General features: G+C 57.4%; 24 protein-coding genes. 12 read left to right on the top strand and 12 right to left on the bottom strand.

Going from position 1 to position 22472, the window contains the following annotated elements; genetic code table 11:
• Positions 1-48: 48 nt before the first annotated feature.
• From ACZ5CE_RS05640 to ACZ5CE_RS05585, 12 genes are all read right to left on the bottom strand, one after another.
• Positions 49-669, bottom strand: a complete 621-nt coding sequence (locus ACZ5CE_RS05640; RefSeq protein ID WP_464576830.1) for a phage baseplate assembly protein V — start codon at positions 667-669, stop codon at positions 49-51.
• Positions 666-1736: a phage late control D family protein gene (locus ACZ5CE_RS05635; RefSeq protein ID WP_464576829.1), complete on the bottom strand. Its 1071-nt coding sequence runs from the start codon at positions 1734-1736 to the stop codon at positions 666-668. Before ACZ5CE_RS05635 ends, ACZ5CE_RS05640 begins: the two co-directional genes overlap by 4 nt.
• A 13-nt stretch (positions 1737-1749) precedes the next feature.
• Complete coding sequence (locus ACZ5CE_RS05630) at positions 1750-2427, bottom strand: CIS tube protein (protein ID WP_464576828.1); 678 nt, start codon at positions 2425-2427, stop codon at positions 1750-1752.
• Positions 2415-4937 (bottom strand): serine/threonine-protein kinase, encoded by a 2523-nt coding sequence (locus tag ACZ5CE_RS05625; RefSeq protein WP_464576827.1) that lies wholly within the window; start codon positions 4935-4937, stop codon positions 2415-2417. Before ACZ5CE_RS05625 ends, ACZ5CE_RS05630 begins: the two co-directional genes overlap by 13 nt.
• Positions 4938-5052: 115 nt before the next feature.
• Positions 5053-5502, bottom strand: coding sequence for a phage tail protein (locus ACZ5CE_RS05620; protein WP_464576826.1), 450 nt, complete (start codon positions 5500-5502; stop codon positions 5053-5055).
• A 20-nt stretch (positions 5503-5522) separates the two neighbouring features.
• A complete protein-coding gene (locus tag ACZ5CE_RS05615) occupies positions 5523-5762 on the bottom strand; it encodes a DUF6760 family protein (RefSeq protein ID WP_464576825.1) in 240 nt (79 codons plus the stop codon).
• The gene (locus ACZ5CE_RS05610; protein ID WP_464576824.1) at positions 5714-6082 is read right to left on the bottom strand and encodes a hypothetical protein; all 369 of its coding nucleotides are present in this window, start codon (positions 6080-6082) and stop codon (positions 5714-5716) included. The genes ACZ5CE_RS05615 and ACZ5CE_RS05610 overlap by 49 nt, the downstream gene beginning before the upstream one ends.
• Positions 6079-6528: a phage tail protein gene (locus ACZ5CE_RS05605; RefSeq protein ID WP_464576823.1), complete on the bottom strand. Its 450-nt coding sequence runs from the start codon at positions 6526-6528 to the stop codon at positions 6079-6081. Before ACZ5CE_RS05605 ends, ACZ5CE_RS05610 begins: the two co-directional genes overlap by 4 nt.
• Positions 6529-6546: 18 nt before the next feature.
• Entirely contained in the window at positions 6547-7878 is a 1332-nt protein-coding gene (locus ACZ5CE_RS05600) for a phage tail sheath family protein (protein WP_464576822.1), read from the bottom strand.
• Between the two features lie 55 nt (positions 7879-7933).
• The gene (locus tag ACZ5CE_RS05595; RefSeq protein ID WP_464576821.1) at positions 7934-9550 is read right to left on the bottom strand and encodes a phage tail sheath family protein; all 1617 of its coding nucleotides are present in this window, start codon (positions 9548-9550) and stop codon (positions 7934-7936) included.
• A gap of 170 nt (positions 9551-9720) precedes the next feature.
• Positions 9721-10113, bottom strand: a complete 393-nt coding sequence (locus ACZ5CE_RS05590; protein WP_464576820.1) for a carboxypeptidase-like regulatory domain-containing protein — start codon at positions 10111-10113, stop codon at positions 9721-9723.
• Positions 10110-10709: a Pvc16 family protein gene (locus ACZ5CE_RS05585; RefSeq protein WP_464576819.1), complete on the bottom strand. Its 600-nt coding sequence runs from the start codon at positions 10707-10709 to the stop codon at positions 10110-10112. The genes ACZ5CE_RS05590 and ACZ5CE_RS05585 overlap by 4 nt, the downstream gene beginning before the upstream one ends.
• A gap of 1358 nt (positions 10710-12067) precedes the next feature.
• Here ACZ5CE_RS05585 and ACZ5CE_RS05580 point away from each other — a divergent pair.
• The 12 genes from ACZ5CE_RS05580 (at position 12068) to ACZ5CE_RS05525 (ending at position 22390) form a co-directional block, all read left to right on the top strand.
• Positions 12068-13639 (top strand): FHA domain-containing protein, encoded by a 1572-nt coding sequence (locus ACZ5CE_RS05580; RefSeq protein WP_464576818.1) that lies wholly within the window; start codon positions 12068-12070, stop codon positions 13637-13639.
• 30 nt (positions 13640-13669) lie between these two features.
• Positions 13670-14605 carry a PP2C family protein-serine/threonine phosphatase gene (locus ACZ5CE_RS05575; protein WP_464576817.1) on the top strand — a complete coding sequence of 312 codons (936 nt, stop codon included), beginning with the start codon at positions 13670-13672 and terminating at the stop codon, positions 14603-14605.
• Positions 14606-14801: 196 nt separating this feature from the next.
• Complete coding sequence (locus tag ACZ5CE_RS05570; protein WP_464576816.1) at positions 14802-15338, top strand: FHA domain-containing protein; 537 nt, start codon at positions 14802-14804, stop codon at positions 15336-15338.
• A 2-nt stretch (positions 15339-15340) separates the two neighbouring features.
• A complete protein-coding gene (locus ACZ5CE_RS05565; RefSeq protein ID WP_464576815.1) occupies positions 15341-16042 on the top strand; it encodes a hypothetical protein in 702 nt (233 codons plus the stop codon).
• A gap of 30 nt (positions 16043-16072) precedes the next feature.
• On the top strand, positions 16073-16528 hold the full coding sequence (locus ACZ5CE_RS05560; RefSeq protein WP_464576814.1) for a hypothetical protein: 456 nt from the start codon (positions 16073-16075) through the stop codon (positions 16526-16528).
• A 6-nt stretch (positions 16529-16534) separates the two neighbouring features.
• Positions 16535-17701 (top strand): S41 family peptidase, encoded by a 1167-nt coding sequence (locus ACZ5CE_RS05555; RefSeq protein WP_464576813.1) that lies wholly within the window; start codon positions 16535-16537, stop codon positions 17699-17701.
• A 27-nt stretch (positions 17702-17728) separates the two neighbouring features.
• A complete protein-coding gene (locus ACZ5CE_RS05550) occupies positions 17729-19057 on the top strand; it encodes a serine/threonine-protein kinase (protein ID WP_464576812.1) in 1329 nt (442 codons plus the stop codon).
• A gap of 64 nt (positions 19058-19121) precedes the next feature.
• Positions 19122-19514, top strand: a complete 393-nt coding sequence (locus tag ACZ5CE_RS05545) for a DUF5675 family protein (protein WP_464576811.1) — start codon at positions 19122-19124, stop codon at positions 19512-19514.
• On the top strand, positions 19511-20059 hold the full coding sequence (locus tag ACZ5CE_RS05540; RefSeq protein ID WP_464576810.1) for a hypothetical protein: 549 nt from the start codon (positions 19511-19513) through the stop codon (positions 20057-20059). Before ACZ5CE_RS05545 ends, ACZ5CE_RS05540 begins: the two co-directional genes overlap by 4 nt.
• Positions 20060-20107: 48 nt before the next feature.
• The gene (locus ACZ5CE_RS05535; protein ID WP_464576809.1) at positions 20108-20497 is read left to right on the top strand and encodes a DUF4280 domain-containing protein; all 390 of its coding nucleotides are present in this window, start codon (positions 20108-20110) and stop codon (positions 20495-20497) included.
• 263 nt (positions 20498-20760) lie between these two features.
• Positions 20761-21843: a sigma 54-interacting transcriptional regulator gene (locus ACZ5CE_RS05530; RefSeq protein WP_464576808.1), complete on the top strand. Its 1083-nt coding sequence runs from the start codon at positions 20761-20763 to the stop codon at positions 21841-21843.
• A 253-nt stretch (positions 21844-22096) separates the two neighbouring features.
• Positions 22097-22390, top strand: a complete 294-nt coding sequence (locus ACZ5CE_RS05525) for a hypothetical protein (protein ID WP_464576807.1) — start codon at positions 22097-22099, stop codon at positions 22388-22390.
• The last annotated feature ends 82 nt before the right edge of the window (positions 22391-22472 follow it).

The following is a 22472-nucleotide window of genomic DNA, read 5'->3' as shown; positions in this document are numbered from 1 at the left end:
CTTTTCGATTCACCCACGGGCTCGTGCACGCGTATCGGTCAATTCCCTTCAATTGATGTTGACCAGCGCCCCCTTGATATTGACTTGCGCATTGGCGGTAATGTCGATATTCGCCTGCGCCTTCAACTCGATGCCAATCGCATTCAGCTTGATGTTGCCGGTTTGGGATGTGATTTCGATATCCCCGGTCGCTTCCACCATGATCTTGTTGTCCGACGTGCTGATGACGATCTTGTTGCTCCCTGTTTTGTCGATGATCTCGATCTTCTCGTCTCCCGCCTTGTCGCATAACCTGAAGACATGTCCGCTACGCGACCTGATGCTGCGATTGTCGTTCGCCCCGTCCGGGTTGCTTTCATGCGCCTGATCCCTGCCATTCCATAAGGATCCCACCACATAGGGATGCTCGATGCTGCCATGCTCGAAGGCGAGCAGCACTTCATCGTCGACCTCGGGCAGAAAATAAGCGCCGCGGCCGTTGCCGGTCATGGGGCTCGCCACCCGCGCCCAGTTGCTCTCGTCGTTCTGGCTCAACCAGGGAAAGCGGACTTTGACCCGATGCATGTTGTCCGGATCGCGGTTGTTGGTCACGATACCCACCACCACGCCGTAGCATTTGCCATCCGGATCATGCCCCAGCATGCTGCGCAAGAGCTCGTCCGGCATCATGTCGCATTCCTCCGGGCGGAAAAACTGGTGCGATATCCCTTTTGCATCGAATAGCGGTGCTCGACCGAACACAGGTAGTAAAGCCCGCTGAAGCGATTTCCTATGCCTTCGACCTTCACCACCGTTCCGGCCCGCAGCCCCGGATCTCCTATGCACATCCCCTCGGCGCGGATATAACTCAGAGCCATCCCGGAAAGCCACTGGCGCGCCATCTGGTCCGCCTCTTCCTGGCTTTGCACCGGAGTCGCCGCCCACGTGGCGCCCGTATTGGAGAACAATTGCCGTACGCTGGATGGCCCCGAAGTCTCTCCGCCCATCAAGGTGGGCTCGCTGCCCGCGGCAGCGTGCGCGACAATCTCTTTCTTGTCCTTCGCATTCCATCCCTGGACCACGAACTCCTGCACCTGGCCCATGGTCGTCATGCGCGGGCGGAACTCCAGTAGGCCAATGTCCCGCCGCAGCGTAAGCGTGGCGCTGTCACGGATTTTCCTGGAACGAAACAAGAGCGACTTATCCTCCACCACCACTTCGTAATCGATGCGGCGCGCACGCGCGAGCAGGAATTCCAGATCCGTCTGGTTGTGCTGGAGCACATAGGGAAGCACGACCTTGCTATCCTCGACCTCCGGTTTCAAGCCGGATCCGTTCGCCAGTTGGCTCGCGATATCGCTGTCCTTGAGATTGGTGAAGGAGCGCGTTCTGCGCAGGCGCATCATCCTGTGGCGGCGGTCGTAGCCGCGCACAGTCAGGGTGGGAGGGCGAGCCTCGGGAAAATCAGGTTCCAGCCCCGTGATTTCACCACTGAATATCACCTGGAGCTGGTCGCGATACCCGATCTGGATCTGGACCGGATTACCTTCCCGAAAAAGCGCATCATCCATCCACTTTACTTTCATCTCGACCGCATCCCACCCGGAAAGCGTGATGGCGAACATGCTGGTTGCATCCACGTCCTCCAGTACGTGGATCGAGATGATATCCGCGACCGCGCCGTTGGGCAGCGGCGATCCATTGACCTGTATCCGGAATTCCGGAGCGAGCGTGTCGAATTGGTCTCTGGCTGCCATAGTGGATATTCCGTCAAATATCGTGCAGGGCCGGCAGCACCAGGACTGCTCCCGGATGCAGGCTCATCGGATCATCGATTCCGTTGGCCTGGGCGATGGGCCGCCACTTGCGCGGGTCGCCATATTCCCGGCTGGCGATCGAAGCCAGGGTCTGGCCATGCTTGACCACCCAGACCTTGGCGACGTCGGCCGACATGAGATTCTGTTCCTTGAGATCGCTGGTATTCGATTGCCACTGCCTAAAGGTGCACGTCGCCGTCGCGCGGACCGGGGTACCATCTTCCATGAAAAGCGTGAACTGATTCTGAAGCTGCTGCAATACGCCTTGGAAAAATACGCTCATGCTGCCCCAGATCAGCCTGCACACCGGCGGCCTGTGCTTGTCTCCGTGCTCCTTGACTGTCGTCAGGAGATGCAATTTATTGGTGTACTCCCGGACGCTTTTTTTCTTTTTCTCCGGGTCATCGTAGGTATCAAAGAATAGCTCGACACCAAGGGTACTGGGCTCGGACCCTGTGTACTGGGTTTCCGGACAATCGCGCTTCGCCACTTTCTCGCTTTGCCACTGGACACTCCGGCTCAGCGTGAGCCGGTTGGGATTGAACTTGGCGATGATCACGCTCTCCGGATTGCTCTCGCTGAATTGAAGCTTGCCTCCCTCCAGCTCGACCAGGATTTTCATCTGTGCCATGGCGCCAATCCCCTTCGTTCCTGTTCAATCACCAGCCGCTCCGAGATCAATCGCCAGGTCTGCGCGGCCATCTCATCGGTATCGGGTTTGCCTGTCGAAGTTTCAGCAGCAGCCACTTTGCTCCCCGGCGCGCCATGGACTCCTGCCGGGCCCTGAGAGGGTGCCGGCACCACGCCGTACCGGTCTTCTGGTGTTTCCTGCCGGGCCAGGGGAAAAGAATGGGCTGATCGGCCACGGGCATCATCAGCCGCTCGCATGATCCGACCCCAGGCAGCCCCCCCGTCCCCCATCCCTGCCTCCATTCGCTGCATCTGCGGCATTTGTGGTATCCGGGGTATCAGCACGAGCGGACGCCCGGCTGTGGCTGTATCTGCCCAGCTGCTGGCAGCGCGAGAAGGATTTGCCGGCGTTCCTTCATCCGGGCTTGCTTCCAACCTGTCGCGCCCTTTTCTCCATGGGTGGGCCTGCATCGCGAATATCCGGGATACCGGCGAAAGGACGGGCGAAAGAGCAGGCGATCCGGCAGGAGCGGAATTGGGCTTGCGTTGCACTGCCTCCTGGTAGCTATGCCATGATGGCGTGGCGGCTGACCACGACTCTCCGATTCCTGCTGCTGGCGGATGAACCGGGACTGCAATGGAACCCGATGCGGAAACAGGGCTGGCGATAGCCGTGCGGCGAAGTTCGGCATCAGATGCCCGCAATTCCCCCATCGTGCTGAGACGCTCTCCGGGAAGATACGCGAGTCCGGCGAGAATCGACTCCCCGCCGGATATCCTGCTTGCAGAGAGCGCATGAGACGCGAGGCCGGGTGTCCGCGCGAGAAAACTCCTCTCTTTTCCTCCGCTACCTGATATGGCTGGGGCTATGGCGGGGACCATTCCGCTTACCCTGTCTGCCCGGTCCACCGCACGCAACACCGTATCCGGCATCGCATGCCGTAAGGGAAAATGGGAATGCGTGGAATCGCCGTGCCGGTTTCCCTGTTCCCTTGCCGCCGGGCTGGCGGGTTGCTCCCATATCCGGGAACGGGCTATCCCGGATATTGCCTCCACGCGGGTCGAGCGTATCGCAAGGGCATCAGCCTGGGAACGCAACGGGAGCCGCCCGGCGTGATGCGCATCCATGAATCCCTTTCGGGAAAGGTGTTGCGGCTCAACCTGGCGCAGAACCAAGGTAGACGATGAGGCCGGAAAAACAGATGGGAAAACGATCGGATCCGATGCGGAACCGGCATGCCCATGCACGGCCCGATTGCCTGGCGCATTCGTGTCCTTGGAAACCACCTCTGTGCGTGTGATGCTGTCGGCATTTCCCTCCCCACTATAGATTTTCTGGGCCTCATTGGGCATGGATATATCGGGAATGGATTGCCGCGCCAGAACCGGGGGACGCGCAGTACCTGGAGCATATTCCTCGTTTGCGCTGCCCGGCTGCGTACCCGGTGTGGCAACCTGGGCATTTCGTTCCGGCCCGGCTATCGCGACATCCGTGCTGATACGCGCTTGGCCGCGGGTTCTGGCCGTCTGTACGAGAGATTTTCCATGATATGGCAGGGACCGTTGCAGCTTCGCTGCTTCAGGCAGAATGTGCCGTTCGGCATGTATGCCGATGGGAGTGCCAGCGAGCCGATTTGAATTTGAATCCGCCATGCCGCCTGCTTGTCGCGCAACAATCCCGGAGACCGGGGAAATCGCGGAAATTCCACGATTTCCCCGGTCTGGCGCCAAGGGCAGACGTGAACAGGACCCGATATCCGCGTGACGCCAATGGCTCACCGATAATGCGGATACCGGCATTTCCGAGGAAGCGGGCGGCATGCTTCCGGACGAGCCTTGCAAGGCTGCGTTACCGGACTCTGCCGTGGCCGGCATGACAGGTATCCGGATAAGCGCCGCCGGTATGCCAATCGATTCTGGGCGAACGGGGAATAGCCCTGTTTCCGCGGCCGCCAGTTCTTGTCTCCGTTTTCCGGATCGGTCATTGCCAGCCATGATCCCACCTGCGGCGATGGAAGCGGATCGCGGGGAACCAGGCAATGAGGCGGAATCCTCAGGTCTGCCCCTGGAAGTCTGCGGACTGATCAGGCTGCTTACGCCGTGAATGGCCCTGCGCACGGCATGGTTCCTTTGAACTTGCTGTGCCTGTGCCACCGCTTCCAGTGCAGGTGGGGAGCCAGATATCCGCGCAAATCCGGATTTTTCAGCCGTGGAACGGGTCAAGTCTGTCCGGGCAGATGCGCCGGAACTGCGCGCCCTTCCGGATTGGCTCGCCAGATGAATGAACTCCATGTCGAGGCTATCCTGCCCGCCATGGCCGCCGGAACCCCCAGTCGTGGGGGAGATAGCCTTTCGCGCCAGGATATGGCCAGCAAACTCGCCATGCCGCTCGAATGCCGTTTTCAAGCCACCCGCCGTTTCCCGCACCAAGGGGCTGCGGGCTGCCGGGCTTGCGCACAGGTAGCGTTGCGAGATGGAAAAACCCAGTGATCCAGGTTTATTCCAGGCCATGTCGGTTCTCGTTGTCGCGGAATGGGTCATCTTTGCTTGCCGGTCCTATAGGTTCCTATGTCCCGTGTTCCCGTGTCCTGGCTTGTTCAAATACGTCTTCCTGTCGCCTGCCACCCTATCCGAGGCCGCGATGAACCAGCTCGAGTGTTTCGAATGCGATAGCGGAAGTGCTCGCGCGCAGATCCGGTCCGGTCCATTTGACCGGGCAGGCTGCCTTGAACAGCCATGACCTCAGCTTTTCACCCTGTTCGTCGTTAAGCCTGATGTCGATATCCTTCCGTATGACCTCTCCGCGCGCCACCAGCAGGTACCAGTCCCACAGGAATCCCGCATCGCCGAGCCCACGCTTGAGCACCAGGCGCGAAGGAAACTTCGCAGGGCCGGCGAGTTGAAGCTCCTGATCGTTCATGCCTCCCACGCGCAGCGTATGGACTTCCGTCTCGAAAAGCAGGCCCGATATTTCATTGAATCCGCCGATGGCCCCATCCAGCCTGCCATCCTTGTCCCTGTCTCCCCCCACGACCTTGAGTGAAAAACGGAAAGCGGAAAAAGGATCGCGTTGCATGGCTTGTATTCCCCATCGATTTATGAAAACTCCGGGTACTCGGACTTGTTTTCATCAACACTCTCGCGATTGATGCGCTCATTGATCCTGGCAATTTCCTGGAGCCAGCGGCGCCGCTCGAGATGGTCGAGATTCATCAGCTCGGTATACGGCCAATGGAAGTGATAGGCGACATAGGCTACCTCCTCGAACAGCTCGGCCGAGGGGTAGCCTATGGCTCCCCCGAACTCTGCACCTCGACCTGAAAATTGGCGCTGCATTCGGGACAGGCAACCGCAATCCGGTTATGTCCATTCGCGTTGATGCGGCGGTACATCTCTTCGAGAAACGCGAAATCCGCCGCAAACATTTCCTCTATGACGCGCGGGTTGACTTGAGGCAGGTCCCCCAGCCGGCGTATGACCCGTGATAGAAGAATGATCGCGAGATATCCGGGATTGGATTGCACGCGCGGATCTTTCATTGGCGCAATTTCATCATTCGCCGTCGCAAGCCGCATCACTCCCTTCTTGTGGATATTTCCCTCGGCATCGACATACCCATGCGGAAGCGTGAAATCAAATTCCGTTTGCAGGCTCATTTCGTCCGATCCAGTCCTTCATGGGTAAGTTCGAGCGTGTCGATGGCGACGTCGGGGGCGGTCGCATTGAATGTCGGACCGGTCCATTTGGTGGGCCACGCCGCTACGAAGTCCCATTGCGCGGCGTCATTGCCTTCATCATCCATCAGGATGATGGAACCGTTCTTCCGCGCATCTTTTATTTTCCCGTCCATGACCTGCTTGCGCCATTTCCAAAGATCCAGATCGTCTGTTATGCCCCGCTTCAGCGTGATATTGGCGAATTTCTTCAACCCCGGCAGCTTCGAAATGGTCATCGTCTTGTCGTCTCCCACGCGGTAGTCGACCGAGTCCGTTGCGGAGTCGAGGCCGGATACCTCGCGAAAACCAGCCCGCTGTATCCCGTCGATCTGGACCCTGAACTTGAATCCGCGATAAGGATCTCTTCGTTCTCCTGTGCTTGCCATGCTGTTTGCCTCCTCGATTTATGAAACATTCAACCCAGTCACAGCGATTGCGCTGGCGCTTTGGATAATACGAACCACAACAAATTCGGCGGGAACAGCCGGCGCCAGGCCGACATCGGTGACGATGGCTCCCGCCTCCCGGCTATCCCTGGCGTTGGTCTCGGCATCGCACTTGACAAAGAATGCCTGTGCCGGGCTGTCCCCCGCCAGCGCGCCCTGGGCAAACAGATCCTGGCAGTGAACGGTAAGCCGCTGGGCAACCCGCTCCCATAAAATCGGATCGTTCCCCTCATAGACGATGTCCTGCATGTTTTGCCTGATCCATCGGGCCAACGTAAGGAACAGCCGCCGGACGTTGACGTATCGCCATTGAGGCTGTCCGCTGAGGGTTCTCGCTCCCCAGATCCGGATTCCCCTTCCCGCGGAACCGCGCAGGCAATTCACGCCGGCTTCGTTCAGCGTCCCATGCTCCGTGTCTGTCAGGTCGATGCCTGGTTCAAGCATGCCTTCGATCACTTCGTTCGCTGGTGCCTTGTGCACGCCAGTCCGGGCATCCGTGCGGGAGTAGATGCCGGCGATGTGGCCGCAGGGAGGCACCAGCACCGGGGCATGGAAATCGGCGTAGCCGTTTCCGCGATATCTGTTTTCCAGGATCAGCCGGTCACAGGGAAGTGCTGTCTCCGGCCTCGTATCGGGCCGTGTCAAAAGCAATTTCCTCACGTACATCCAGGGGAAATAGAGCGCGCCCGGCCCCGGCGGCAGGCTGCGCCATTGCGATATCGCCTGGGCGGTTCGGTCATCCGATGCCGCAGCAAGTCCCCGCCCGCTTTCCGGCCCATCCAGGATGGCAAAACGATCACCCATCCTGGCGCAATGCTCCAGCACCGCGGACTGGATTTCCTGGACAGCGCGGGCACCCGCTTTGCGAATAGGGGCCGACATCGCGTCAGGCACGCAAACGAGATCCGCATCTTCGCAGCTATCCAGCGCCGCGCCAGGAGCAAGCAGGCGCAGGAGGGCATCGCTCATTTTTGCCGCGCCATTTTCACTACTTGGGACAGGCGCCACGAAACAATGCTCTCCCCCATTTTCGAAAAACCCACGCACCGCATAGCCGAGGTAGCTTTCAGGCGATGGTTTGCAGAAATGCAGGAACTGCTGCCAGTGGTCGATACGATGGATTTCCGCGGAAGAGTCTCTGCTCCGGGATATCGAATCGCCGAATCCGGCAAAGATGGGCACGGCAGTCTGAAATGCGGCTTGCGCACGCACCGGACCCGGCATCTCGTAGTACACGCCTGGCGCACGGTAGCGCGTGGGCATTTCGCGATGGCCGATCCCGCTTTCCATGGTCAGCGGCGGTTACCGGACATCACCCGGCCAACAATCGTCATGGCGGGCCGCATCAGATTTTTTCCTGGCCTGTGGATTGGGAAATCCGGAAAATGACAAATTCCGCCGGCCGCACGATAGCCACGCCAATTTCTGTAATCACCTGTCCCAGATCGCGCACTTCCGGCGGATTCAGTTCGGCGTCGCATTTCACATAAAATGCTTCTTCCGGAGTCAGGCCGAAAAGCGCGCCGCTGCGCCAGACATTAGTCAGGAACGCGGTCACGTTGAGGCGGATCTTTCCCCACAGCATATAATCGTTCGGTTCGAAAACCACCCATTGCGTGCCTTTGTCGATGGATTCCTGCAGGAAAAGGAAGAAACGGCGCACAGGGATATATTTCCATTCCCCATTGCGATCGCCGCCGATGGTTCGGGCGCCCCATACGGTAACCGCTCCGTTGATGGTGCGTATCACATTGACTCCCTGGGGATTGAGGATTTCCTGTTTCGGCTTGCTGACGTAGTACATGACGCCGGTGGCGCCGCGTACCACACAATTCGCCGGAGCCTTGTGCACGCCGCGCTCCTCGTCGGTACGCGCGTATATCCCCGCCATATGGCCGCTGGGACCTACATAGGTGCGTCCCCGGTATTTCGCTTCGACACCGCGCACCGGATCGGTATCCTGCAACTGTTTCGCCGGATCCACCACTTCGATCTGCGGAAAATAAAAAGCCGCATTCTCGCTCGGGCGCGGTATCGGTTGCTCGCCGGATTCGGAATAGGTCAGTTTCTCGATATCGAAGTCATTAGGATCGCCGACCACTTTCGGACTATCCAGGATGGCAAAAACATTTTCGTGGTTTTCATCCTCGCTGTAATCGATAAGGGCGTTCCACACATCCGGTGTCTTCGGCAAGCCTGGCGCCGCGATGATGGCGACTTCATCGATCGACTCGAAATTCATCAGCACCTTTTCGAGCTCGGCGGGAGATCTTACCCGGGCCACGAAGCAACGTGATCCTCCATTTTTGAAAAACCCGTGGACCGCATGGGTCAGCTCATAATGGCCGGGATACATTGGCCTGGAGGCGTCCGCTCCGGACCTGAATGCAGAAAAAGGCCCAAAGCGTTTCGTATATTCCGTGAAATTCGTGCAAAATTTGGTGTCTCCCGGCGCAACATCCACGTCAAACCTTTTGAGGTAGTACGGACGCTGATCGACCGGTTTCAACAGGTCGGCATCGGGCTCGCCGTGATCGTAGGTGAGATCTTCGCTCTCGGCGGATCCCGCCGCCGGCGCGGGAACCGCGGACACCTCACTTCTGGCGGCGGTTATTTCCTTGTCCTTGTCTTTTATCTGCTTCGCAAGCCGCTTCTCGTCGTCGCCGGGCGCCACGGTCGCCTGTGCAGCCTTGAGATCATCCATTTCGCGCTGCAGCCTGGCAAGCCGGGCATCCGGCGTTTCCACGGGCGTACCTGCCGGACCTGGAGCGGCACTCGTTTTTTCGATTTCCTGGCGGGCAACGACAGGATCGTAATCGTCATTCACCACGGGATAATAAAGCGTATCCGGCACGATGCCGATGAATGCCGCCGTGTTGGTTCCCACCCCGGCTATGGGCTGTCTGGCGGAAGGTATTTCCTCCACGTAAACGCCGGGGGCGCGATAAGTCGTTCTTGCCATTTTTCCTCCCTTTCGGATATGAGTCCTATGAATCGGTATGAGCCGATAACCCAGTTCTTCGAGCCCCAGGATCCCATCCTGAAAACAGGCCTCAAAACAGGTACCCGGTCCACAAAAAAACTTGATCCCCTACCCCAGCGATTGCGGCGGATCGCAGGCCGCGCCTGCCGTTACTGCTGCGGCTGCATGACAAGCTCTATCCGATACCCATCTTCAGCCTGGCGATCCTTTACTTCCTTTTTCCTGGCGTCCTCCTGCACCGAGACGATCTGCTCGGCACGCATGCCGGGCTTCCTGTCTACTGCAGTGATCACATACCGCCCGCCGGGACAATCCAGGAAAAAGAACAGGCCGTCCGCGCTCGATTCCGCCTGCCGCAGTGCCTTGCCGTCTGCAAACCCGGTACTTGCCGGCTGCGATCTCCCGGTACGCAGCGCCGCCTTTTCCATGGCTGGGCGGATATCGAGCTGGATGCCCGGCATCGGGTTATGCTTTGCATCGGTTACCCGGCCGCAAACACTGACGTAATGGCTTATCCTTTCCTGGCTCGTCCATGCGCTCATGACGCGTTTCCAGCCTGCATGCGAAATTCGAGCACTTTTTCAGTAACCAATCCCACCACTTCCGGCTGCGCAGCATCCACCGCCAGGGTAACGGTATAATTGAGCGCCGCCTTGGGCTTTCCTCCGAGTGCCTGCCAGAATTCCCCAAGGCTCTGCAGGCGCCCAGGCTGCAGGGTGCTGACCGGAAGAGGCAAGTCCTGATCCAGGAGGCTGCCCTGAAGCACCTCTTCGGGGAGAGTCCGGTAGCGCAGCAGCGCCCGTATCACCTCCCCAAGCAGCCGATGCTCATCCTCAGATGGATCCGCAACGCTCTGGCTTGGCCACGCGGTTATGAGGTAGGACGCGTCTATCCGCACGGGGGCCACTGTTCGTGTCGCCGTCCCATCCATATGCCGGTCCAGATACACCTCATTGCTTCGCAACTCCAGGTTTTCGCGTATGTCATACAGAAAGAGATCGATCGCCGGCAAGGTAACGGAAGACGGAGGAAATTGATCGTCCGGAGCACCGAAACTGACATGCACCTGCTCGGCCAGCCCCTTGGGCAGCTCCCGCTTCAACAGCACGGCCAGCGTTTCATCCAGATCATTGATCATGATTGCTTTCGATATTTCCGATTTATCGCGTAAACCGCATGCATAGCTGATTGACTTTGACAGATGCAACATCCGTGCCAGCAGAGCCATATAAAATAGAGTTTGGAATCCGCAAGTTAAACAACCTGTCCGATCCACTATAAGTTGCGGCAGCCGTCGGAATCTCCTGCCGCATCGATGGAAATCGTCGTTCTCTATTCGCTAAACCATTTCAATCAGTGACTTATATGCATGGGTTATTTCCAACCCAGGGTGGGTCGTAGTTGCGGGACTAGCAGCCTGCCGGACTTGAAGAATCGAAGCGAAAATGTGACTGGGTGAGGGTGGATTTTTGACGATTTTGAAGACCAATAGTCGTTCTATTAGTCGAAAAAGCGGCGAAATATAGACCAGCCAGATGCTTTTGCAGCCGATTTCCTTTAGGGAAGCGCTGAATAAATCTCCGCTGGCGCGGCGGTGGGTTTGCGGGATGGGATGCGCGAAAGGCGACGACGCGAATGGTTGATCCCCTTCGCTAGGAGCCTGACAAGGCAGACCACTCGCAAAGCCCCGCCCCATAAGGGTTGCAGCAAAATCGGGCGAGACCGCGCAGGGCGGAGCAGTGTCGTCCAGAGGAAGATGCGACCCCGTAGCGGGCTGCTGGCGCCCCATGTATGCTTTGGCGCGCTCTGGCATCCCCGCCGCTGCCCGATCCCCGCTTCGCGGGGCCCCTCGGGCCACGCTCTGGGGAACCATGGCGTTGCGCTCCTTGGCATCGTAGTCCAAGCTACGACCTGCGTCGCGCGCCGCCTTATGATCATCCCGATTTTACCAGCAACGCGCTCAGCGAGGAGTTATTCAGCGCTTCCCTAGGTCCGACAGGCTGCTAGAGCCGGCAATCATCTCCCTTTCCGCCCCCGGATACCGAAACAACCATCCACGCCAGCAGCCAACTGCAAGAAACACGCGGGAAAAAATGCATTGGAACTGTGTGGAAACATGGCGCGACTGATGGGGAAATCGGGCAAATCGAAAAAGTGGGTGGACTTTGACCCATGTTGGCATTCTGTCAGTAGCGGCACAAGCAACTGATTTACCGTGAAAAATAATTCCTGATCACCTATCCGGTCCGTGCTGTTCCCGATCGGTGGACAGGTATACCCCACTCCCGCAGGCGAATCAAAAGTTGATTAATGCCTGATTTTAAATATTTTATTTTTGTAATACCTCGGCATGAAATTTGCTTTGAAATGAATCATGGAGCCCTGAAAATCCCTATCCGGATAGTTGCCGCTGGTTTCCTGGTTTCAGGGAAATAGGGAAGTATTCGCTTCAGAAGATCTTTATCGGCAGCCAATAGCAGCCATCGGATGGTCAGCATGGATTATTTACGGAGCTTATGGAGAGCGCTTGCGGGCGGTCCTGGGTCTACTGGCTGCAAGGCCGCCATCGTTCCTTTATTTTTCGCATACGGGTTTCTCCCGTATGAGCTCACGCATGCCGGCGCGTTCCAGCTTTTATCGGTCAACGAACACCCTCCCGGCACGGTAGCGGCAACCGTTGCGATCCTGACCGGGGACAATCCTCGCGCTATCGCCTTCCGGCTGAAGGTGAATGAGCACACCGTCGGCGCGAACGATATAAAGCCTGCTTCAGCAGTTGCGTTCGATACGTCGATTATTCTCGAAATCGACCAAAGCGGATCGATGGGAACCAACCGTATCAGGCAGATCCAGGAGGCGTTGCGGACGGTTCTGGGCAAGCCCGAGTCGAAACCGAATCTCGCCCTGTGGGCTTTCGACACCGAGGTAAGAAAAATCCAGGGCTTTTCGAGGGACCCAGCCAAGATATCGAAAAGCATCGCTGAAATCAGCGCCAGATACGGGAGGGACAGCAAAACCAAGCTGTTCGAAGCCATCGAGCTGGGTCTCTCGGAGTTGCGCAGCCGCGATGGCAAGGATCTCAAGCGCCTGATCGTCATCACGGATGGAAGGGATGACGGGAGCAGCATCACGGAGGACGTGGTCGCGAGCAAGGCCAACGCGCAAAACATCGCCATCGATGTGATCGGATTCGGCAATGTTGCCGCTCCGGACGCTGAACTGCTTGCGCGTCTGACGAAAAACACCGGGGGGTATTTTATTCCTGTGCGCTCCGCGCAGGATTTATCGCGGGAACTCTATAAATTGTTCAATATGGCCCCGCCCCGGACATTTGACGTGACATTCCGCTACCAGCCTTCCCCCGATGGACGGCAAGCGGATTCCGCCCAAGTGGAATTCAACCCGTCCGGCAAAGCACCTGCGATACAGGCAGTTGCGCAGAGGCTTTCGGCATTTCAAGCTGTGCAAGCTGTGGGTTCGCCAAAATCCGCTTCCAGCGATAAAACCAGGGAGGGAAATCTCGACGTGGGAACGCTACTGGGTATCCTTATAGGCATCATTGTGGCCATTGTCCTGTTCGTGATGGTAAGAAAACGGCCGTCTCCTCCCCCCGCTCCGCTGCCGCCGCCCGTGACCACGCCTGCGCGGCCTGTACCCGTACGGCGTGCGCGGACATCGGTGGGCTTCACATTCCCCGATCCTGCCCCCGGACGGCCCGCGGCTTTCCTGTACTGCACTGCCGGTCCCCTCAAAGGGCGGAAGATTCCGGTGGAGCAGCCAGTCTTCCGGATTGGATCGGGGGAAGACAGTGAACTGCAGCTAAGCGATGATTACGTGTCGAACAGGCACGCTGTCATAAAGTATGACGAAGGCAGTCTTTACCTGAGCGACAGCGAATCGCGCAATGGAACCTGGCTGAATGATGCAAGACTGGACGAAACCGCCCGGGCGCTTAGTCCTGGCGACCGCATCCGGACCGGAAGATCGGCCTTCGAACTGCGAGCCCCGAGTGAGGAAGCTGCGGGCGAGGTTTACCAGAAAGATGAAGGAGAATCCCTGGTGCCATGAACCCGACCATGCCGTATCAGGGAGAATCGCATGGATAAGGAATCCCGAGGTGCGCTCACCAGGGAATGGTCGGTAGGCGCGCGTTCGGAAACAGGTTATGTTCGCAATGAAAATCAGGACAGGATGAGTTGCGTCGGCACGCCTGCCGGTTATGCTTATATCGTATCCGATGGCATGGGAGGACATCGCGCCGGTGCGCTGGCGGCCCAAATGACGATCGAAACCTTGACGCGGGCCTTGCCCGGCATCCAGTCCATTCCATGCGCCCCTACTCAAATAAAGCAGGCACTGGAGGAAGCTAACCGGAGAGTGTACGAGCAGGGGCATTCGGGCAATGCCGAAACGCAGGGCATGGGTGCGACCGTTGTCGTGCTGTTCGTAGCCGGCTCGCAGGCGTTGATCGCCCATGTGGGAGACAGCCGGGCTTACATCTATGCCGGTGGCACGCTGCGGCAGCTCACCAGGGACCATAGCTGCGTCCAGAAAATGGTGGATGCAGGCCTGCTTGCCGCAGCCGACGCGGCATCGCACCCGGATGCCGGCGTATTGGACCGGGCAATCGGGGTGCTGCCGGATGTGAAGGTGGAACTTTCCGGCTGGATACCCCTGCACGGCGGCGATCGCATGCTTCTGTGCTCGGATGGCCTCCACGGATATGTCACGGACAGCGAAATCATGACCGTCCTCGAATATAAAGCCAGCCCGCAAGAGCTGACAAACCGCCTTGTCGATCTTGCGCTGCAGAAAGGGGGGGAAGATAACATTACGGTCCAGTTGCTTGAGTACGGACGCTCGCGGAAAAACGCATGGTCGAAAATAATCCGGTGTATTGCCTGCAAAAAGACAAGGCGGGCAGCGAAAGCTTCCGGAATACAACATTCCGCACCATTCCCACTGCCTGTTTCAAGCAGGCCGATAGTGCCAATTATCAGGAATTCTGCAAATGGACTCCAGATCAAAATCTGAGGGCATTTTCGGGTGGTGGAAGAAATTTACCGGATCTGATTCGTCTGACAGTCCCCGCGTATGTGAAAAAGGACATCCGATGGATCCCAACTGGAAGACCTGCGCCTATTGCGAGGCCGAGAACCGCGCCCACCAGAAGACAGCTCAGGAACCTTCCCAACCTGTTTCAAGCGAACCACTGCAAAGGAGCACAGCCATGGAAAGAACAACCACGAAGGTGGAGGGCGCGATATCGCAGGAAGGCCAGGGAGAAACAAAATTCGATACCTCTGGCTTCAATCCATATGAGGATGCCCCGCCCCCTAGAAGACCCTCCCCCACCCATCAACGGAGACTTACCGGCGTGCTGGTCACGTTCAAGTGGAGGCTGCAAGGGGAGTTGTTTCCACTATACGAGGGACGCAATGTCATCGGATCGAACGAGACCTCCGATGTGCACGTCACGACGGACAGGATGATGTCCGGCGAACATGCCGTGATTCTCTGCCGCGCCGGCAGGGACGAATTGCACGACATGCTGAGCACCAATGGCACCTTTCTCAATGAGAAATATGTGGAAAGGGATGGCGCAGACCTGGTAGATGGTGCGTTGATCAAGGCGGGAGCCACTATTTTCGAGTTCCGGAAATTTACCAGCGGAGGCGAAAGGCGTCCGGAAGGAGAAAGAACCGGCTATTACGAGGATGAAGGCGGCAGCGGGCGATCCCGCTCCCAGGGAGAAACATCGATCTGACAATGAGGCTACGGCAAGAGGAAGCACATCTGGTGGGATTCGCGGCAATCGATGGAGGGAACACCGTGAGGATTAGCGCTGTAATGCTGTTGGCCGTGATGACGGGGTGCAGCACCATGGGGGAAAAGCCGGGAAGCTCGGGAATGGCTGCGCTGGAATGCGGCGCAGTGGGCGCCGGCCTCGCCACCGCAATATGCATCGCGGCGGGCGGCAGTGCCGCGGCCTGTGCCGGCGCCGCCGCTGGCGGTGGAGCGCTGGGAGCCGGGATCTGCTATACGTATGCCCAGAAGTATGAAAAGCGCCGCCAGGAGCTCGCCGGAAAAGAGAATGACCTGGACGCGCGATTGAAATATGTGCGTGGGCTGAACGCAGACTCCGAAAAACTGAACCAGGACCTGAGCACGCGCGTGGCACAAGTCTCGAAGCGCACCGACAAGATCGTGGCGCAAATAAATGAAGGCACCATTTCCCAACAGGAATTGGTCAGGGAAAGAGAAGGACTGCTCAAGGAGGAAAATACGGCGAAAGACCAGATCGCGCTTGAGAAAAGCGCACTGGAAGACATGAAGCGGTTCCAGGTGCGCCAAGCCAGGGCAGGAAGCCAAAGCGCGGAACTGGATGCCGAAATCCGCAGGCAGGAGCATCTGCTGGCCGAAACGCAAAATGCAACCCGGGCGCTCGCGGCACAGCGCCAGCGGATATAGCCTGGATATCATGCCATTGTGGCGGATGAGATGACGGACGGAAGAGCAGGCATCGGCACATTGACAGCGGCAGCGCTTTTAGCAGCCGGCGTCGGCGGCTGCACCGTCATACAGCTCAAGAAGGACGTGGAGGCCGATGAGCTGCGGGTGGCGACCAAGGAAGAAGAGCTCAAAACCCAGGAGGCGCGGCAGGCTTCGTTGCGGGAGCAGATCGCCTCGCTGCGCAAGGATCTTGAAACCCGTCAGGTCACAATGGAAGACTTGCAGTCGCGCCTTGCTCAATTGCAGCAGGCAAACATGAATATGCATGCCCGTACCCAGGAGCAGCAGGCGCTTAGGCGCCGTCGGGAAATAAAATTGACGGCGCATCAGAAAGAACTGGCCGACATCCAGCAAAGCAACGCAACTATCGAGGAGAAGAAAAGAAAGCTGGAACATCTCAAGGAAGAAATCAGGAAATCCCTCAATCTCCTGGTGCACTCCTGATTCGGCATGGAACAGATATGCATCCGCAAAGAAGTCGCCATCCTGGTATTGATGGCGGCCTTCCTTGGCGGCTACGTTGCCGGGCCTGCCCTGCCCTGGATGAAGGAAGCAGACGTTCCGTCAGGTGCGCGGCCGTCTGAAACCAACGAACCGGCAATCAGGCACTACGCGGAAGCACTGGTTCATATAGAGCGCGACGCAATGTTTTCAACACCTGCCGACAGCCCCCAGGAAATCGTCGCTTCATCCCTGAGAGCTTATCTCGGGCAAAAAGATCCTTACTCGGATTTCCTCACGAAGGAAGAATATGCAAAATTCATGGAGGCGAGCCGCGGGGAGCAGACTGGGATTGGCATGGATATCGAAAAACGGCGCAATGGAGACATCCTCTGCTATCCCATCCCGAATGGTCCCGCCGCACAGGCGGGAGTCAAGCCGGGAGAGCAGTTGCTTTCGCTCGATGGCGTTGCCACGCGCGGGAAATCCCTTCCCGCTATCGTCTCCCTGGCTGCCGGCAGACAGGGAATCCCCATCGTGGCCGAACTGGAGAACAGCAGCGGCAACCGCAGGCTGGTGTCCATCATTCGCGCCAGATTCTCTGCCCAGCCGGTATCGGAATATACCCATCGCTCCAGCCGCATTATCAGGCTTGCCAGCTTCACGCCCAATACCAGACAGGAGCTCGACTACCTCGTTTCGAAACAGCGCCAGCATGACCATATCATCATCGATCTGCGCGGCTGTGGCGGAGGGGATTTTTATGCCGCGGTGGATTCGGCAATGCTCTTCCTGGCAAAAGGCGAAGAGATCGTTTCGGTAAGCGGGCGGTCCGGCAGCCAGGATTATTCGGCCACGATTTCGCATGCGCCTCCCGCGCAGCGCATTTTCCTGTGGCAGGATGAATTCACCGCCAGCGCAGCGGAGATATTCATCGCCGCGCTCACGGAAAATGATCGCGGCATTTCGGTCGGCACGGCAACCGCCGGAAAAGGAACCCGGCAGGACATCATCAAGCTGCAGGATGGCGCAGCATTGATTCTGACCACCGGGTACCTTCTGACCCCGCGGGGAGTCCAATTCGACGGCTCAGGTTTGAGACCCATGCATCAGGTCGAGGGGGATGCTCCCGATGAGGATGACTTTTTAAGCAAGACGGCGATGTTGACGGGTTGAGTGAGCCTGAAGGAATGGAGCGATGGCATGGAAAACGATGACCTGGTCGGCACGATAGTTCATGGCAGCTATGCCATCATCTCCAAGCTCGGCGAAGGCGCGATGGGAAGGGTTTACCTGGCCGAAAATGCCCTGGTGAAGGACAAGAAATACGCTATAAAAGTTCTCAAACGGGAATTGACCCGGAGTCCAAATTTCAAGCAGCAGTTCTATGATGAGGCCGCGCACCAGGCGCAGCTTTCCCATCCCAATATCGTTCAGATGTACGATTATTTTCAGGTGGGCGAGGACTATTTTCTTGTCCTCGAATACGTCGACGGCCGCTCGCTGGCCGACATGATCGATGCGCTGGGTGGTCCGATGCCGGAGAAGCAGGCCCTGGCCATCTTCAAGGGCATCCTCGCGGGTCTCAATTGCGCGCACGAGAAAGCCATCCTGCACCGCGATATCAAGGCGTCGAATGTGATGGTCGATAGTTCCAACCGCGCCCTCCTGACCGATTTCGGCATCGCACGGCAGATTGGGAGCGAACATGCGGCCAATCTGGGACGCGTCATTGGCACTCCCGAATACATGAGCCCGGAGCAGTTCGTCAATTCCGACAAGATTGACCACCGGTCGGACGTGTATTCGGCAGGCATTCTCCTGTTCGAAATGCTTACCGGGCAGCTTCCATTCAAGGGCGCCACCCAGGACGTACTTAAGGCGCAGCACGTAGGCACGCCCATTCCCAATCCTCGCACGATCAATCCCAGGCTCAAAAAACCCCTTGTTGAAATGATATTGAAGGCGACCGAGAAGAATCCAGACGCCAGATATCAGGGCTGTCTCGCTTTCCTGAAAGCGATCGAATCGTATGAACGGGGCACAAGCTGGAAAATCTGGGGACTGAGCCTGTCCATCCTCCTCGCGGCAAGCATATGGTATTTTGTGCAAAACCTGAAAGCAGTCAGGACCCTGGCAACCCTTGCAACCGATAACTATGCGTTGCTATGCCGGGAAGCGGAGATATTGAAGCGCAAGGAAACAGGCTTGCATGTCGCGTCGGAAACCGGCAACGCGGAGATGGTGGAAGCATTTTCACGACATGTGAAGGACCATAATGCGAATATCGAGAAATTTTATGAAGACTATGCCAACGCACTCCGCGAATTGGCAAAATTCCGCACGGCTACCGCATACAAGGTATTTGCCGCGCCGGAACAAATAGATGAAGCGCAGCGTGCGCGATACGAGCAGGCCGATGAATTGAAGCGGGCGCAATTCTGGGGACTCACCGGCGGGGACTACGAGAGATTCAGGAATAGCGGCGAAGATCCATCGAAGGCAGCGATGCTGGCGCAGTGCCCGCCCTGACGGCAGTCTGGAGCAAGGCGGCAGCCTGCCGGTCTTTCTATTCGAGATAAAAAGGAGAATTGAAATGGAACTGCAGGTAAAACGGACGGATTTCTTCGATAACAGCACGATAGGCGAACTGTCGGTAAACGGACAATTTGAATGCTATACGCTGGAAGACAAGGTCAGGCCGGTCAAGATCAAGGGAGCGACCGCGATTCCGGCCGGACGCTATGAGGTCATCATCAACTACTCCCAGCGTTTCGATCGTCTGCTCCCGCTTTTGCTCAGCGTCCCCAATTTTGAGGGCGTGCGTATCCATCCCGGCAATACAGCGGCCGATACCGAGGGGTGCATATTGGTGGGTATGACGAAAGAGCAGGAATTCATAGGTCAAAGCAGGGTGGCGTTCGAACAGCTTTTCGCCAAGCTGAAGCCCGCGTCCGAAACTGAAAAGATATTCATCGAGATAGCATGAAAGTACAGGCACTCCGCCAAATCACACTGGGCTTCCTGAAAACTTTCGCTCTTGGCTTTGCTATCCTGGCTTCTTCCAGAGCCTCGGCGCAAGAGGCGCCCACCCCCTTCCTGCACGACAAGACATATATGCTTCCATCGGGGAAAAAAGTTGCAGTGAAATTCCGCGAACGCCGCTGCGCCCCTGGCGAATGCCGCGAGGTCGACGCGGGCGTCTGGGGGATGGATGGAGGCATACCCCGATTTGTCACCGAAACTTTCTCGGTGGTCATCGACGGCAAGCAATTCCTCATTCCCGAGAAATTCTACAGGGACCTGACCAATACCACCCATCTCGCCGTTTCCGAAATACATGAGCAAATCATCATGGAACTCCAGGGAGGAGAAGGCACCGGTGCCTACAAGGCCAAATTCATGCTCGGCGGCATGTGCGGATTCGAGCGAAAAATTTGCGGTGAAATATGCAATGAAATCTGGGAACAAAGTGTGTGGCATAACTCGTTCGCATACACGTCCGATCCATTTTGCAAAAGCGGAATTCAGTGAAAACCCATTCCGCAAATATCAATCGAAACTCGACAAGGAGACCCGGCCATGCCGAATCACGTTTGTAATGGCGCAACGCTGACATGCAGTTTCGGGCTCGCACCGGGTCAGCTTGCCGTATTGCCCGTCAACAGGATGATGACAAGCAGCCAGCCCGCAGCCACCATCATGGATTACAAGCCCATGGTAAATATCCTGCCCTTTGGCGCATGCACCAGTCTCGCCAATCCGGCCGTGGCCGCAGCCACATCCGCGGCTTTTGGCGTGCTTACCCCGCAACCCTGCATCCCCTTCACGGCGGCCCCCTGGGTGCCGGGCGCCGCAACTGTCCTGTTGGGAAATCAGCCCTCCCTGGATAATGTCTCGACGCTCAATTGCATCTGGGGAGGAATTATCCAGGTTGCCGCTTCCGGACAATTCAAGGAACTCATCCCATAGTATTGAACCTGGCTGTATTCGAACCGCCCCGAAAAGCCATCTACCTCTTTCGCGTTTCCCTTTCCCATGTTCCTCCAGTTTTCTTCTCTGACGGGCATGCTTCTTCCCGGATACTCCGTTCCCCCCGGCATTTTGTACGTTACCGCACAGACCGGGAAGACAGGGTACGAGATTCTCAATTCCCTATATTTAATATAGGTATTAGCGCGCTCGAACAAGGTTTTCGGAAAACACCGGTATAGGCGAACTTAAAGGGGGATCGCATGAACTACGAAGAGTATGAGCCTTGCCGCAAGGGAAAAGCGGATGCGCAAAGACTGTTTGCCGCGGAAGACGGCATGGCTGAATCAGGAATCAGGACGGACAAATTTCTCCTTCTGGGCCGCTCCGAGGCCTTCATCCGCATGATTGCGTTAATCGACAAACTTGCAAAAGTGCAAGCGCCGCTACTCATCGAAGGCGAAACCGGAACAGGCAAGGAAATGGCGGCACGCGCCATACATTATCGTGGAGCCCGGCGCGACCAGGCATTCGTTCCGATAAATTGCGGAGCGGTTCCGGATAATCTGGTCGAAAGCGAACTTTTTGGACACGTAAAGGGCGCATTTACCGATGCCCGGATAGACCGGCCTGGCCTGGTGGAAACCGCCGCGGGAGGAACCCTGTTTCTCGACGAAGTCGATGCCCTCACGCCCCGAGCCCAGGTGACGCTGTTGCGATTTCTCCAGGATGGCAGTTACCGCCCCATCGGCGCCCGTGTAGAGCGCAAGGTGAATGTCCGCATCATCGCTGCCACCAATAGCCGCCTGGAGGACTTGGTGAAAATGGGGGCTTTCCGCCCGGATTTACTGTACAGGCTGCGAATTCTCGGGATGAAGCTGCCGCCGCTTCGTGAGCGGGAAGATGACGCCGCATTATTGGCGAATGCCTTTTTCGAGCGCTGCAAGCAGCAGTTTCCCTGTAATGCCAGGGAGATCGATGAGCGGAGTTGCAGTTGGTTCCGAAGCTATCCCTGGCCGGGGAATATCCGCGAACTGGAGGGATTGGTATACCGCCAGGCGGTCATCTGCGATGAAACCACGCTGCGATTGACATGCCCCGCCGGAATCGACTCCGGAGTTGAAGATGGAATCGGCCACCGCATGGCCAACCTATGCACACACAGCTATTCCACCTACTCGTCGGCGAAATCCGCGGCATTGGAACAATTTGAACAGGAATATCTCAGCCGTTTGATGACGCGAGCACATGGCAATGTCAGCCAGGCTGCCCGTCTCGCAGGAAAGGAGAGGCGCGCGCTGGGCAAACTGTTAAAAAAGCATGGAATCAGGGCGCGCGAACTGTGACAAAACTGACCCAGGTGGGTGATATTTGGCACACTTGCCAGAACCCGTTAAACAGGCCCCGCACCTGGGTTTGTTCAGGTGATCGCTTCCCGGTTCGGCATCCGGACACGCATCCCTCTCGCATGAAAAAACTGATGTCCCGCTTTGTCAACGCATGCAGCTGCCAGGCAGTTTCTTATACAAGGGCACAATTTTTGCTTCTGTATTGAACAGATCAATTGCATATCATCGCACGTTCAAGGAAGCAATGCCGATGACACCCACCGAGAGGACAAAGTCCGAACCCGGACCGTATACAGGTACGGATCCCCGCCTGGAAATAATAGAGTATCTGCACCTGCATCCCTACGCTGCAGACACCGTGGATGGCATCATCCACTGGTGGCTCTCCCGTCAGCGATACGAGACGGCAAAGGCGGTGATACAGCGCGCCCTCGACGACCTGGTAAACCAAGGCGTCATCGATTGCGTGCAAGCCGCGGACAATACCAAGGTTTTCCGGCTATCCCCGGATCGCAAATCGCAGGAATCGCCGAGGAATGAGTAGAGAAGATAAAAAAGAATCAGGAAGCACTGAATAAATCCTCGCCAGCACGGCGGAGATTTGTTCAACGCTTCCTTAGGAGATC

The organism is Nitrosospira sp. TNL200 (genome assembly GCF_055386305.1).
This window is presented reverse-complemented; position numbering and strand designations above follow the sequence as displayed.

What these genes read in the sequence shown, in the direction of transcription:
- ACZ5CE_RS05640 (WP_464576830.1), bottom strand. Translation starts at nt 669, where the DNA reads ATGATGCCGGACGAGCTCTTGCGCAGCATGCTGGGGCATGATCCGGAT.
- ACZ5CE_RS05635 (WP_464576829.1), bottom strand. Translation starts at nt 1,736, where the DNA reads ATGGCAGCCAGAGACCAATTCGACACGCTCGCTCCGGAATTCCGGATA.
- ACZ5CE_RS05630 (WP_464576828.1), bottom strand. Translation starts at nt 2,427, where the DNA reads ATGGCACAGATGAAAATCCTGGTCGAGCTGGAGGGAGGCAAGCTTCAA.
- ACZ5CE_RS05625 (WP_464576827.1), bottom strand. Translation starts at nt 4,937, where the DNA reads ATGGCCTGGAATAAACCTGGATCACTGGGTTTTTCCATCTCGCAACGC.
- ACZ5CE_RS05620 (WP_464576826.1), bottom strand. Translation starts at nt 5,502, where the DNA reads ATGCAACGCGATCCTTTTTCCGCTTTCCGTTTTTCACTCAAGGTCGTG.
- ACZ5CE_RS05615 (WP_464576825.1), bottom strand. Translation starts at nt 5,762, where the DNA reads ATGCAGCGCCAATTTTCAGGTCGAGGTGCAGAGTTCGGGGGAGCCATA.
- ACZ5CE_RS05610 (WP_464576824.1), bottom strand. Translation starts at nt 6,082, where the DNA reads ATGAGCCTGCAAACGGAATTTGATTTCACGCTTCCGCATGGGTATGTC.
- ACZ5CE_RS05605 (WP_464576823.1), bottom strand. Translation starts at nt 6,528, where the DNA reads ATGGCAAGCACAGGAGAACGAAGAGATCCTTATCGCGGATTCAAGTTC.
- ACZ5CE_RS05600 (WP_464576822.1), bottom strand. Translation starts at nt 7,878, where the DNA reads ATGGAAAGCGGGATCGGCCATCGCGAAATGCCCACGCGCTACCGTGCG.
- ACZ5CE_RS05595 (WP_464576821.1), bottom strand. Translation starts at nt 9,550, where the DNA reads ATGGCAAGAACGACTTATCGCGCCCCCGGCGTTTACGTGGAGGAAATA.
- ACZ5CE_RS05590 (WP_464576820.1), bottom strand. Translation starts at nt 10,113, where the DNA reads ATGAGCGCATGGACGAGCCAGGAAAGGATAAGCCATTACGTCAGTGTT.
- ACZ5CE_RS05585 (WP_464576819.1), bottom strand. Translation starts at nt 10,709, where the DNA reads ATGATCAATGATCTGGATGAAACGCTGGCCGTGCTGTTGAAGCGGGAG.
- ACZ5CE_RS05580 (WP_464576818.1), top strand. Translation starts at nt 12,068, where the DNA reads ATGGATTATTTACGGAGCTTATGGAGAGCGCTTGCGGGCGGTCCTGGG.
- ACZ5CE_RS05575 (WP_464576817.1), top strand. Translation starts at nt 13,670, where the DNA reads ATGGATAAGGAATCCCGAGGTGCGCTCACCAGGGAATGGTCGGTAGGC.
- ACZ5CE_RS05570 (WP_464576816.1), top strand. Translation starts at nt 14,802, where the DNA reads ATGGAAAGAACAACCACGAAGGTGGAGGGCGCGATATCGCAGGAAGGC.
- ACZ5CE_RS05565 (WP_464576815.1), top strand. Translation starts at nt 15,341, where the DNA reads ATGAGGCTACGGCAAGAGGAAGCACATCTGGTGGGATTCGCGGCAATC.
- ACZ5CE_RS05560 (WP_464576814.1), top strand. Translation starts at nt 16,073, where the DNA reads ATGACGGACGGAAGAGCAGGCATCGGCACATTGACAGCGGCAGCGCTT.
- ACZ5CE_RS05555 (WP_464576813.1), top strand. Translation starts at nt 16,535, where the DNA reads ATGGAACAGATATGCATCCGCAAAGAAGTCGCCATCCTGGTATTGATG.
- ACZ5CE_RS05550 (WP_464576812.1), top strand. Translation starts at nt 17,729, where the DNA reads ATGGAAAACGATGACCTGGTCGGCACGATAGTTCATGGCAGCTATGCC.
- ACZ5CE_RS05545 (WP_464576811.1), top strand. Translation starts at nt 19,122, where the DNA reads ATGGAACTGCAGGTAAAACGGACGGATTTCTTCGATAACAGCACGATA.
- ACZ5CE_RS05540 (WP_464576810.1), top strand. Translation starts at nt 19,511, where the DNA reads ATGAAAGTACAGGCACTCCGCCAAATCACACTGGGCTTCCTGAAAACT.
- ACZ5CE_RS05535 (WP_464576809.1), top strand. Translation starts at nt 20,108, where the DNA reads ATGCCGAATCACGTTTGTAATGGCGCAACGCTGACATGCAGTTTCGGG.
- ACZ5CE_RS05530 (WP_464576808.1), top strand. Translation starts at nt 20,761, where the DNA reads ATGAACTACGAAGAGTATGAGCCTTGCCGCAAGGGAAAAGCGGATGCG.
- ACZ5CE_RS05525 (WP_464576807.1), top strand. Translation starts at nt 22,097, where the DNA reads ATGACACCCACCGAGAGGACAAAGTCCGAACCCGGACCGTATACAGGT.